Origin of the sequence: Rhodococcus sp. 14-1411-2a (assembly GCF_002259485.1) — a bacterium.
Taxonomy (GTDB): domain Bacteria; phylum Actinomycetota; class Actinomycetes; order Mycobacteriales; family Mycobacteriaceae; genus Rhodococcoides.
Map to the genome: position 1 here is coordinate 213,248 of NZ_NPGA01000018.1, position 11,975 is coordinate 225,222.

At 62.8% G+C, this 11,975-nt stretch carries 10 protein-coding genes; 2 read left to right on the forward strand and 8 right to left on the reverse strand.

The window, feature by feature from the left end:
* Positions 1-7: 7 nt before the first annotated feature.
* Genes CH291_RS18315 through CH291_RS18340 form a run of 6 tightly spaced genes read right to left on the reverse strand, consistent with a single transcriptional unit; the run spans position 8 to position 6,226 of the window.
* The gene (locus CH291_RS18315) at positions 8-943 is read right to left on the reverse strand and encodes a phosphotransferase family protein (protein ID WP_094688275.1); all 936 of its coding nucleotides are present in this window, start codon (positions 941-943) and stop codon (positions 8-10) included.
* Positions 940-2,349 carry an amidase gene (locus CH291_RS18320; protein WP_094688276.1) on the reverse strand — a complete coding sequence of 470 codons (1,410 nt, stop codon included), beginning with the start codon at positions 2,347-2,349 and terminating at the stop codon, positions 940-942. The genes CH291_RS18315 and CH291_RS18320 overlap by 4 nt, the downstream gene beginning before the upstream one ends.
* The gene (locus tag CH291_RS18325) at positions 2,346-3,611 is read right to left on the reverse strand and encodes a M20 family metallo-hydrolase (protein WP_256980899.1); all 1,266 of its coding nucleotides are present in this window, start codon (positions 3,609-3,611) and stop codon (positions 2,346-2,348) included. The genes CH291_RS18320 and CH291_RS18325 overlap by 4 nt, the downstream gene beginning before the upstream one ends.
* A gap of 2 nt (positions 3,612-3,613) precedes the next feature.
* Positions 3,614-5,176, reverse strand: coding sequence for a sodium:solute symporter family protein (locus CH291_RS18330; protein WP_094639970.1), 1,563 nt, complete (start codon positions 5,174-5,176; stop codon positions 3,614-3,616).
* A gap of 1 nt (position 5,177) precedes the next feature.
* Positions 5,178-5,456, reverse strand: coding sequence for a hypothetical protein (locus CH291_RS18335; protein ID WP_094640059.1), 279 nt, complete (start codon positions 5,454-5,456; stop codon positions 5,178-5,180).
* A gap of 5 nt (positions 5,457-5,461) precedes the next feature.
* Entirely contained in the window at positions 5,462-6,226 is a 765-nt protein-coding gene (locus CH291_RS18340) for an inositol monophosphatase family protein (protein WP_179276600.1), read from the reverse strand.
* A gap of 217 nt (positions 6,227-6,443) precedes the next feature.
* Between CH291_RS18340 and CH291_RS18345 the strand changes: the two genes are divergently transcribed.
* Positions 6,444-7,241 (forward strand): GntR family transcriptional regulator, encoded by a 798-nt coding sequence (locus CH291_RS18345; RefSeq protein WP_094688278.1) that lies wholly within the window; start codon positions 6,444-6,446, stop codon positions 7,239-7,241.
* A gap of 45 nt (positions 7,242-7,286) precedes the next feature.
* Here the strand turns inward: CH291_RS18345 and CH291_RS18350 are convergent, their stop codons facing one another.
* Both CH291_RS18350 and CH291_RS18355 read right to left on the reverse strand, forming a co-directional pair.
* The gene (locus CH291_RS18350; RefSeq protein WP_094688279.1) at positions 7,287-9,236 is read right to left on the reverse strand and encodes a primary-amine oxidase; all 1,950 of its coding nucleotides are present in this window, start codon (positions 9,234-9,236) and stop codon (positions 7,287-7,289) included.
* Positions 9,233-9,610: a hypothetical protein gene (locus CH291_RS18355; protein WP_094688280.1), complete on the reverse strand. Its 378-nt coding sequence runs from the start codon at positions 9,608-9,610 to the stop codon at positions 9,233-9,235. The genes CH291_RS18350 and CH291_RS18355 overlap by 4 nt, the downstream gene beginning before the upstream one ends.
* A 443-nt stretch (positions 9,611-10,053) precedes the next feature.
* Between CH291_RS18355 and CH291_RS18360 the strand changes: the two genes are divergently transcribed.
* Positions 10,054-11,931, forward strand: a complete 1,878-nt coding sequence (locus CH291_RS18360; RefSeq protein WP_143545949.1) for a TerD family protein — start codon at positions 10,054-10,056, stop codon at positions 11,929-11,931.
* Positions 11,932-11,975 lie beyond the last annotated feature (44 nt).

Here is an 11,975-nt window from a genome sequence, read left to right on the forward strand (position 1 = left end):
GGCCACCTCAGATGTTCCGTACTCGGTCGTCGAAATGGGGGTCGCGAAGTCCAGCGCGCGCCCTCAGGAACTGCCAATCGGAGAACTTCGAGTATTCGTGCGTCCCCGGCCTCATCGCGTCCGCATACGAGCCGATGAGGGCCCACCGCAGGCAGTCGGCGATGCCGTAGATGCGGGCGCGATCGAACAACGCACTGTCGAACGACCCCCACATCATCTCGAACACCTCACATGCGTCGGTGTCGAACGGGCGGATCTCGGCGAGCAACGCACCGATGTCCTGCAGCGGATCCATCAGCGCCGCAACGTCCCAGTCGACGAGCCGCATGCTGCCGTCGTCGAGCACCAGGACGTTGGAGACATTGCCGTCGCCGTGGCATGGCACCGCGTCGACGCCGGCGCTCTCGATCCGCGCTTCGGCTGGTCCGAGAGTGCGCAGCATCCAGTCGAAGTCGGCCGGTAATGCGCCGCCGACCCGCTCGACCAGGGCTCGCACATGCGCCAGGTCCTCGAACACCGACGCACGTCTGGTGATTCCGCTGAGCCGGTGAACGGAGGTCCGCAATACCACGAGCTTTTCGATGTTCGCATCCTCGTCGAACAGATCGAGCGTTGCGGTCGAACAGAGTCCGGTGAAATCCTCCATCACCAGCACACCGGACGCTGCGTCGGAGAAGAAGACAGCGGGGCCGATGCCCGCGTCACCGGCCGCGGTGGCAGCGGAGAATGTTGCTGCGATATCGATGTAGTCGCGGGCATGCGGTTCCATCACCTTCACGTATGCGGCCGACCCTGCCCCCGAGTCCGCAACCTCGGCCCGCGCCGAATAGCGCTCGGAGTCCGCGCCCCACCAACTGGGGCTCGCCATGGTGGTACTGGGGTCCAACGTCAATTCGCCCGAGGCCCAGATACCCAACTCGCTCAATGTCTCTCGCACGGTCATCCCAGTGCTCCGATCGTGTCAGCGGCCACAGCCGTCGGCCAATTCATCTCGAACTCACGTGTACCCTCGAGCCATTTCGTCAGCCGGAGCACCGCCTGATCTGCGAACCGCGGTCCTACGACCTGGATCCCGACGGGCATGTGTGCGCTGAAGCCGAAGCAGAGTGCCGAGGCAGGCTGGGCGGTCTGGTTGAACCACGCGGTGAAACTGCAGTGGCCCAATGGTTGTGCCGGGTCGAGGCCAACCTCTTCGGCCCCGAACCCCACCGTCGGAATGACCGGAGAGATGACGAAGTCGAACTCGGCCGTCTGCGCCCGAATCGTCTCCTGCGAGCGCATCACCGCATCGGTGTCGCGCGAGAACCGAGCCGCCGAATACCCTGCCGCCGCCGAGGCCCAGTCCGCCACCGCGGGCAAGACGTCCGATCGACGATCCTCGGGAATGGCCTCCCACTCCGTACGCGCACGAACCTGGAACAGGCGATCCAACGCCGGGTACGGATCGGCGCCGAAGATCGGCGGCATCTCGGTGACCACGGCACCCGATGCACTCAGTTGCATTGCTGCAGAACGCACCACGGCCTGTACGTCGTCGGAAACGGTGGGACCGTAGCCCATGTCCAGCATGACGCCGATGCGGAGTCCGGCAGGAGCCAGGCCCCCGCGTATGTCGGTGGTGTCCTCGTGGGGCAGGCTCCACGTGTCCCGTGGATCGGGCCTCGAGATGACACCGTAGAGGTCGATGAGATCGTCGACGGTGCGCGCCATCGGACCGGCCGATCGCATGGTCGACGGAGCAGTATGCGGAATGCGGCCCTGCGTCGGCTTCAATGCGACGAGCCCGCAGTGTCCTGCAGGCAACCGCACCGACCCGGCGATATCGGAACCGACAGAACCGAAACCGATGCCCGACGCCAACGACGCACCTGCACCTGCACTGGACCCGCCGGTGTTGCGCGAGAGGTCCCAGGGATTGCGGGTGACTCCGTACAGCGAGCTGACGCCGGCTGCCATCATCCCCATGTCGGGCATGGTCGTCTTCCCGACGATGACTGCACCGGCTTCCTTCAGTCGCGCAGCCGGTGGTGCGTCGACGGTCGACATCGGCAGGTCCGCATTCGCGGCGACGCCGTGCCGCCACGGCATCCCGATCGCATGGATGCTGTCCTTGATCGTCACCGGAATGCCGTCCAGGTCGCCCCGGGCACGACCGGATACGAGTCGATCGGTCGCGGCCTGAGCTGCCGCACGTGCACCCGATTCATCGACGTACGCCATCGCATTGATCACGGGGTCTATGGCCGCCAGATGCTCCAGCGTGGCATCGAGCAGGTGCAGGGGTGTGGTCTCACCGGTGCCGAACGCCTCGCGAATCTCGGCGATCGTCTTCGTCAAGAGGGGATTCATCGAGTGCCTTTCGTGTCGGCGAGTTCGACGGGCAGGCCGACCCCGATATCGCCGCGCACCATGCGCGCGACCGTCTCGGCGAGCATCTTCACGCCGTCGAGTAGGTCGGTGTCGTGGGTGAGCTCCTTCTCGCTGTGCGATATGCCGTCGACGCTGGGGACGAACAGCATCACCGTCGGAACGACGTCCTTGAGATTCACCGAGTCGTGGCCGGCCATGGTGAGCATCCGTCGACACGACAATCCGAGGGCCTCGGCGGCTTCCTCGGCGAGTTCGACGCCCTCGATCTGGTAGCTCGTGGACGGACGCAGCGCCGAGGTGTCGATACTGACCCGCACCTCCCCGTCGGCGTTCACGGAATCGATTGCTGCAAGCATCTTCTCGTGGGCCTGCTCGAGAATCTCGGGATCGGAGGACCGGATGTCGATGGCCATGGTGACCTTCGACGGCACGACGATGGGGGAGTTGGGTTCGACGTCGAACTCGCCGACCGAGGCCAGCAGCGCCTGTTCCGGAAACTGGGTCGTGAGATCGCGGGCAGCGAGCACGATGCGGGATGCGCCGACCAACGCGTCGTGACGCAGGGCCATATGAGTTGCGCCGGTGTGCGACTGCTCGCCGTGCACGGTGATCGAGTACTTCCGCGCGGCCCAGTTGGCGGTGACGATGCCGATCGTCGTGCCTGTGCTCTCGAGGATGGGACCCTGTTCGATGTGGATCTCGGCGTAGGAGGCGGCCTCGGGAGCGGAATCATTGCCGTGGAAACCGATATCGGACAAAGCATCCCGCACGCTGACACCACTACGGTCGGTGACCTTCAGGATGTCGTCGGCCTCGAACTTGCCGATGAAGACCCCGCTTCCCATCAAGCTGGGCGAGAAGCGGGAGCCTTCCTCGTTGAACCAGTTCACCACCGCAAGGTTGAATTGTGGTGCGACCGAGCCACGTTCGACGCACTCGGCGACCTCGTACGCAGCGTGGGCTGCGGCGAGGACCCCGTAGGCCCCGTCGTACTTCCCGGCGGTCGGCTGACTGTCGAGATGCGAACCGACGAGGACGTACGGTGCGCCTGGCGCAAATTCCACGGTGCCGTACATGTTTCCCACCGCGTCGACAGTGGTGGTGAAGCCGTGCCGGTCGAACCAGTCGGCGAGGAACCGCCTGGTTCGACCGTCGTCCGCGGTTGCTGCCTCGCGGTGCACACCACCGGCGGCGGTGGCACCGAACTGCGACATAGCGGTGAAGTCGTCGAGAAATGTCACGGTCAGATCTTTTCCGGTGCGGGGTTGGTGGCCAGTTCTTCGATCTGGTCCTCGAAGGACAGGTCGACCGGTGCCGTGCGGGTAGGACGCTTGCCGACCTCGAACATCTCGTCGACGCGGGCCTTCTCCTCGGCCGTGGTTCCGGTGGCCTTGGAGACGATGAGGAACACGGCCAGGTTGACGGCCATGCCGACGACGCCACCTGTGAGGCTGCCGAGCCCGACGATGTCGTCCGGGAAGATGGCGGTGAGCACCAGTGCGACGGTGAAGCCGGAGATCATTCCGGCGACTGCGCCCTTACCGTTGCCGCCTCGCCAGAAGATGCCCAGGAACAGTGGAATGGCAAGCTGCACAACGCCTTGGTACGAGATCTGCGCGAGGAGTTGCAGGCGTGTCATGTTGAAGGTGGCGTAGGCGACGATGGCCGCCGCTGCCATGAACGCGAGCATGCTCGTCTTGGCCACCTTGGTGAGCTGGCTGTCGGTGAGCTTGCGCTTGTCGGAGTTGACGATGTCGTTGGCGATCTGCAGTCCGCAGACCTGCACGCTGCCGTCGATGTGGCCCATGGACGCGGCGAACACCATGGTGGCGGCGAGCCCCAGAAGCCAGGTCCCGCCGTAGCTTTCGGCAATGGTGAACCAGCCGGTCTGCGGCGAGTCGGCGACGGCGGGAATGACCGTGCCGGCGATGCCGACGAGCATGAGCAGGGAGTAGAAGACGCCGGAGATCAGCACGGTGCGGATGGTGCCGGACTTGACTGCGCGGACACTGGATGCGGTGTAGATGCGCTGGAAGCTCGTCGGCCAACACAACGATCCGACGACACCGGTGAAGATGAGCGCGAAGAGGTAGAACGGGCCGTAGGAGTCGCCGTCGCCGGGAACGCGCAGGTACTCGTCGGCGACGTCTCCGAGGGTCGAGAAGCTGATCGGACCGCCGGCGACACCGGACAGCAGAATCAGACACAGTGCCGCAGAGAAGACGTAGGCGACCAGACCTTGGAACATGTCGGTCATGATGAGGCCGCGCATGCCCATCTTGACGGTCCAGTACTGGCGGATGACGATGACCGCCAGGCCGACGAACAGGCACGTGGTGACCGACCACGCTCCGGCACTGGCGATCTGGAAGACCTCGCCGAGTGCCTGCATGCCGAGGACCACCCAGGGGAAGAGCGAGACGATACCGATGACGCTGGCGACGATCTTGGTGCCGCGCGAGTTGAAGCGCAGGCCCAGCAGATCGGGCTGTGAACGGAGGTTGTACTTCGCTCCCCATCGCCAAGCGCGGGTGGCCATGAAGTACATCATGGCGACACCGAGGCTGGAGTAAGCGAGGCCGTACAGGCCGAATACGCCTGCGCCGCTGGCAAGTCCGAAGAACGCGATGAACACCGAGCCCGGCCACCACGAGTTGACGTAGCTCATCGCGACGTACCAGGGGCCGTAGCTGCGACCGCCCACCGAGTACTCGTCGAACGTGGGGGAGGTCTTCTGTTGGGTGGTGTAGAGGATGAAGATGACGACGGCGTAGAAGACGCCGAGCATTCCCAGCATGATCAACATGTCATTCTCCAGTCAGCGGTGCGGTAGCGGGGAGGAGATCCTCGTCGAGTTCGCCGCGGATGTCCTCGACGATGTAGAGACCCCAGAGAGTGAGTCCTAGAACGACTCCGTTGATCAGCCAGTACATGATGGCGAACGGAATGCCGAGAATCTCGTAGCGAATGCCACTGCCCCACATGTACAGCGGGGGGAACAGTGCGAAGAGCAGAGCGAGAGCGTAGATACCGCCGAAGAACGTCATGATGCTCTTTCGGCTCAGGCCGCGAATGTACTCTTTCATGTGCGTCATCCTTGGTTGACTATTTTGAGAACCGAGTCGTGAATTGCGCCGTTGGTCGCAATCCCGTTGCCTTTGTCGAAGTCTCGCGCTCCGTCGAGCGAGGTGAACGTGCCGCCGGCTTCCTCGATGATCACCGGCATGGGGGCGAGATCGTAGATCTGCGTCGTGTAGTCGACCACCGCGTCGGCCTGGCCGCTCGCGACCATCATGTAGCCGTAGGCGTCGCCCCACGTCCTCAGCACGGCACCCGTGGCGTGGAGGTCGACGATGGTATCCGGGTGCCAGTCCTCGAGCCAGGTTGCCATCACATAGGCACCGTCCAGATCGGTTCTGGTCGAAACATGTACCTGCTCACCGTTTTTCCAGCACCCCTTGCCGCGCTCGGCGTGCATGAGGATGTCTGCGCTGGGTAGGTTGATGACGCCGAAGACGATCTGCTCGCCTTCTTCTAGCGCAATCAGGTTGGCGTACAACGGAACTCCGTGCACGAACGACTTGGTACCGTCGATCGGGTCGACGATCCATCGGTAGTCGGACGTGCCACTGGTTTCACCGAACTCCTCCCCGAGAAAGCCGTCGGCGGGGAAGTGCTCGGCGACGCCGGCTCTGATGTGCGTCTCGATGTCGCGATCCGCTTGTGTAACAGGGGAACCGTCCTGTTTCTGTTCGACGGTGAGGGCTGAGGTGTCGAACCAGCGACGAGCGATCTCGCCCGCCGAGCGGGCGAGCTCCACGCCGAGAGCGGCGCGTGCCGACCTGGAATCCTCCACGGTGTTGCACCCTTCGGTAGATGTTGCGTTCTCGGGTAGGTGCAACGATGGGCGTAGACCATTTCTGGTTTTCTCGTCGATACGTGAACGTCGTGTAACGCGTGACCTGGTTGCGGGTCATAGGACACCCGCCGTGTTAATCGTGCGTTAATGCCCAGGTCGAGGGGTGTTGCTCGGGCCTGATTGAAGATTGAATGGGCTTCTGCAGTCGTGACGAGTGAATCGAGGTGATTCGGTGCTGTTGATGGAGCAGACGCACGCGGCGCTTCTTCGGTTGGCTGCCGAGCTCGAATCGCGGTCCGTCGCTCGGTTGCCTCCCGAACGCGAACTGGCCGAGCGACTCGGCACGTCACGGACGACGCTGCGCAAAGCGCTGGATCTTCTCGAACGCGACGGCGTCATCCGACGGACGAAGGGGCGAGCCGGCGGTGCGTTCCTGACCTCGGTGACACCGGGTTCGTCGTCACCGGAAAGTGCGCAGTCCCTCTGTCAGAGCCGGCGACTTCTGCGGAGCCTCAACACCGTCAAGGGCGTCCCGCAGATGCTGCACGAACAGGGATTTCGCGACGGGACCAAGGTCATCTCGGCGCGGATCGCCGAGCCGAGCCCGGAGGCGGCGCAGGTGCTGGGAGACGGACCGGTGGTATCGCTGCTGCGGCTGCGCTTCGCGGACGGGGACACGCTGTCGCTGGAGCAGATGTACCTCAGCGACAGCATCTGTGGCCGAGTTCTGGAGACCCCGTTGAACTCGGTGTACGAGGCGTTGCGTACCAGGCTCGGCGTGTCGGTCTGCATGGCAGACGAATCCATCGAATTGGCGACGATCAGTGCGCCCGCGGGCTCGTTGCTCCGGCAACCCGAGGGAACGCCCATCCTGAAGCTCGAACGCATCGGATACGACCAGTCCGAACGACCCGTCGAGTATTCGGTGGACCTGTTCCGAGCCGACCGAACGCGATTGAGTGTGCGCACCTCGTCGCTGGTGAGTGCGTCGGTCACCGAGACGTCTACGTAAAGAGCAGGCCCGGAGACCGTGGTCCCCGGGCCTGGACGCGGCTGGCTACTCGGTGCAGCAATGCCCAGCGAGGGTCGGCGTCTCCGGCGCCAGATCCAGCATCGGATTGCCGTCGAAGAATCCCGTGGGCTTGAGGTGCAGACTCACATGGCTGACCGGCATGACCGGCCAATCCTCGGGGCGCACCACGTGGTGCGCGGCGATCGTGGGCCAGATGACCAGGTCTGCGTCTTCGAGTGAGCGATCCTGCGCGGTGTATGCCACCAGGCCGTCGAAGCCAGGATTCTGGGCCACGTACTCACCGGCTGCATAGCGTTCCCGCTCTGCGTACGGCGTCGCCCACAGGTGCTCGGCGGCGAACCCGCCTCGGCGAGCCTGCTGCGAACCGGGCTGTGCCAGAGGCAGAGCGACCGCACCGGACGGCTCGATCTTGTACCCGATATGCCCGCCGAGCTTGTTCCTTTTGTCCGCGTTGGCAATCAACCACGAACGAGCCCGGAGTGGATCGGCGACTCGCTGCGCCTGCGATTCGGTGACGAGATGGCGCTTGGTCTGACGCCACGCGTTGCCGTGCGGATTGTCCGGCCCGACGGGAACTGCCTCGGATTCGAGTTCGTAGAGATTGTTGCGTAGCCCGTCCACGTTCATGTCCAGGCGAACGCTGAAGAAGTGTTGATGATGCGGTCCGTAGAGCCCGGGAGCGACGAGGGTGCCGAACTCGGGGATCGTGCCCGGCTCGATCGCGCCGGTGGAAATGATGCCGGTCAGCTTGATCTCGAACTCGATGGACCCGTCGAGATACAGATGCCAGTAGAAGCCGTAGTCGTAGTTGCCCACGGTGGCGAAGAACGACACCACTAGCCGACGGTTGCGTCGGACCTGGCCAACGTTGTCGCGGAAGTCGGTATGTTTCCAACCGATGCTGAAGTCCTCCTCGTGCATGCAGATCGCATTCGGAAGTTCGATCGGCTGACCGTCCTGATCGTTGACGTACGCGTCGAAGTAGTGAATTTCACCGAGGCAATCACAGCCCAGCTGGAGCGAATTGGCGAGAACGCCCAAACCGTACTCGCCCTCGTCGAACACGTTCTTGTTCCACTGGCTGTCACCGGGATCGCCGTAGGGCACGTACATTTCCGATAGCGACGCCCGATGGATGATCGGCCGCAGAGTTCCGCGATCGACGTAACCGACGTCATGCAGCACCAACCCCTCACGAGGTGTGAAGCCGACGCGCAAGCGCCAATTCGCCCACTCGACGTAGTGGCCGTCCACAGTGAACGACGGACCGTCGAGTTGGGTGATGTCGATCTTCTTCATCGGTGCGCGTTGGTGGGGGAACTCCGGGACATTCCCGGGGCGTTCGTAGAATCCGGGTAGGTAGTTGCCGGGAGTCTGTGGGATGGGTACCACTCCGGTGTCTGCGACGTCGACCACCTCCATCGTGTCCATATCGACTGTGACGACAAGGTTCTCGACGGGCCGCGCATATCCGTTCTCCTGCGCTTCGCTTCGTACGAACGTCAGCGGGCGGGCGAGGCGTCGACCACCGGGGTTGTCACCCTCCATGGTGTGGCCGCTGGCCCACTTGTCCACCATCGCCAACGAGAAGTCGGTAACGCCGCGCTTGACCATCGCCTCCTGCCACCGTGGATCGGCCTTGATGACGTCCTCGCAGCGAAGGAATTCCTCCAGCGTGATGGGTGGCTGGGCATCGGCGATCTCGGTGTAACTGATCAGGGCATCATGGGTGAGCGAGACCACTGCCTCGAAGGTGGCATGGGCGTCACGATCACGCAGGACGACGAATGCTCGACGGTCCGTATCCGATTGCTGCAGATCGGCTTTGGTCGGCTCCAGCAGCTCGATGTAGACGAAGCGCGCAGCAGAGGTCAGACTCTGCTCGCGAGTCACGATCGCCGACGTCCTCGAAATCTCCTGCGGGGTCAGCGGTTCGAGGGGGTGAACTACAACGGGCGCAAAGGTATCGGTCATCGTGGCTCCTGCAATGGGTAGTGGAGAAGTTCCGGCGGAATGCGGCGCGTGCGAAGGAAAACGACGACGGCGGCGAGCGCGAGTTCGGTCGCAGCAAGAATCGAGGCCGCCGAGACGTCGCTGACGCTGTCGGTGACGAGGGCCTGATGATGACCCGCCGGACCGGAGGCATGCGCAAGCAGCATCACGGCGCTCGACGTCGCCATGATCACCCATGGACGATTGCTCGTCGACCGCCACAGATCGGCAGCACACAGCAGGCACACCACCGCCATGGCGGCGACCACAACACCGAGTGCGCTGCCGATCCCCATCTTCAGGTGGAGAACGGCCGAGGTCACCGCCAGTGCTGCTGCACAACGGTTGATCAACACTGTCCGGGGCTCCCTGTCGTCGATGTCGGTTACGACGTTAGGGGTAGACCATTTCTGGTACTTGCATGCTGTGTGAGGGACCTGTAACTCCGGGGGTTCTTCACCGTGGTTGGTATTCGTCCGTCCCATGCACTCCTTCGAATCCATTCAAACAGCGGAGTTCGCACCACCGGACATATCGGTACAGTCCGATTTGCATGTTCACCGCTAGAGAAGGGAACTCCACAATGGAGTGCAAGAAGTGCTACAAGCGCGTTCACGAATGCCCCAACTGCAAAGGTCGCGGAGGCGGCAGCGATTTCGGAAATCATCTCAATTGCAGCAAGTGCAGCAACACCGGATATCTCTGCAATACGCACGACGGATATTGGAAGTAGTTCGACAGCAAAAGAACTGGAGACCGTCGCCTCGCCGAGGGTGTCCCCGAGTGAGAGGCCGGCATCTTGGGTTTGTTCACGCGCCCACGCGCGGCGATCGACTGGAGTACCGAACCGATTGTTGCTGAAGCGAATTGGCAACGTCACCAGACGGTACGGCCGAGCTTCGTTGCGCTAGCCGAGACTCTCATTGCTGAGAGTGGTCGTGACTCGAGGCGCATCGACACCGACAAGGTTGTCGGCGCTCTGACGAATATCTGCAGAACTATCGCGGCTGAGAACCTCCCGGACCGATCCGACGCCATCGAGGCAATTCTGGAACGACCCGGCAACGCACGGGACGCGATCTGGGACTACTTCACGTACGCCGGTGCCAAAGGCGTCGCGTTGTCGAACCACATCGGCGAATTGTTGACCAGTGAAAAGGTCCGCATCATCATCGCGTCGATGATCGACGAGGGTCGACTCCACTCGACTGGGGACGTCGGGTCTGACGGAATACCCTTGATGTCACCGGACAGCCCAGACACGGAGGCGTTGGCCGACCCCGGCGGTGACGAGCTAGATCCGGTCAGCACCGTATACAAGCTCATCAGCAGCGTTGGTCTGAGTGTGATGGTGTACGGCCCTGGTGACCTGTCCGAGTGCTTCGTCGCCACGTCGGAGGCGGCACCGCTCTTCTCCGGAACGGTGACCGAAAGCGGCCTTCTGGGGGCTTTCCCAGATCTGTCGAACGTCTACTGGTTCGGAATCGATGGTGTCGACGGGTCGGCGATCGTCGTGCCCGTCACTCCGGATGCGGACGTAGGTCGCATTCTTCGAGAGGTCGTCGATCCGCTTTCCAACTTGGGGGCACCGTGGTCGACGGCAATCGCACGCGGTTCGGTGGTCCCAACTACGTTCGCGCGCATATTCGATCGATCCGTCGTACGTCGCGTGTGGAACTTGCCTGGGCTGCACACACTTCGACCCGTCGATGCCGAGCCGCTCGAACTGTCCTGGAGCCTCCGATCTCGGATGATGGCCGATGAGTGGAGGAACATCAGTGGCAACTTCTTCGCCAAGGAAGTCGTCGACGCGCAGGGTGCTCGGATTACCGTTCATTTCGCCTCATGGAGGGGCTCACACGCAGTCTTCGTTGCTCTCGGTGAATCGATCGACGGGCGAGTACCCGACGAGATGACACGGATCGAGCTCTCCTCGTGCGAGATCGGTGTCGCGTACGAGCAGGTGGTGCTCATAGAGAGGCTTCAGGGCCGAGGTTGTCCATCCTTTGCCGATGTTGGGGGCGCTACCGATCGTGTGGTGACGCAGTTCGGTTCTCTCTCCGGACCGGTCGCTGACCCGATGCCTCCACGTGCGGCGGACCAGCATGGAGAAGGCCGCTCTGCTCCCCGATACGATCGTGGCCGAAACTCGGTATTGGAGCTGGCCAGGGGCGCAAACTGTGAATTGGAGACCCATCGGCTCCGCGTCGAACTCGAGTGGGAGAGCGGACCGGCCGGAGCCACCGTTGATACCTCGGCATTGCTGTTGGCCGACACCGGCAAGGTCAGGTCCGATATCGACTTCGTCTTCTACAATCAACCACGCCACGAAGTATGCTCCGTCCGACACGAGAAGTACTCGGGCACTGCCGGGGCACACGACTACGTGTCTTTGGACCTGGCTACAGCAACTCCCTACGCCCATACCATCGTCATCGTCGGTTCTCTCGACGGCGGAACGTTCTCGTCGCTGCACGGATTACGTGCAGTAGTCAACGACCTCGATTCGGGCCATACGATCATTTCGTTTTCGATCACGGGTTCTACCAGCGAAACCGCTCTCATTCTCGGCGAGATCTACCAGCGCAACGGTGGATGGAAGTTCCGTGCAGTGGGGCAAGGGTATGCAACAGGGTTACGCGGTGTCGCAGAGGATTTCGGGATCACCGTCGACTGACGTCGCATTCCATCCGACCAATTCGACCTGGCAACAACGTCGGT

Coding starts and splice junctions, on each gene's coding strand:
- CH291_RS18315 (WP_094688275.1), bottom strand. CDS start 943: ATGACCGTGCGAGAGACATTGAGCGAGTTGGGTATCTGGGCCTCGGGC.
- CH291_RS18320 (WP_094688276.1), bottom strand. CDS start 2,349: ATGAATCCCCTCTTGACGAAGACGATCGCCGAGATTCGCGAGGCGTTC.
- CH291_RS18330 (WP_094639970.1), bottom strand. CDS start 5,176: ATGTTGATCATGCTGGGAATGCTCGGCGTCTTCTACGCCGTCGTCATC.
- CH291_RS18335 (WP_094640059.1), bottom strand. CDS start 5,456: ATGAAAGAGTACATTCGCGGCCTGAGCCGAAAGAGCATCATGACGTTC.
- CH291_RS18350 (WP_094688279.1), bottom strand. CDS start 9,236: ATGACCGATACCTTTGCGCCCGTTGTAGTTCACCCCCTCGAACCGCTG.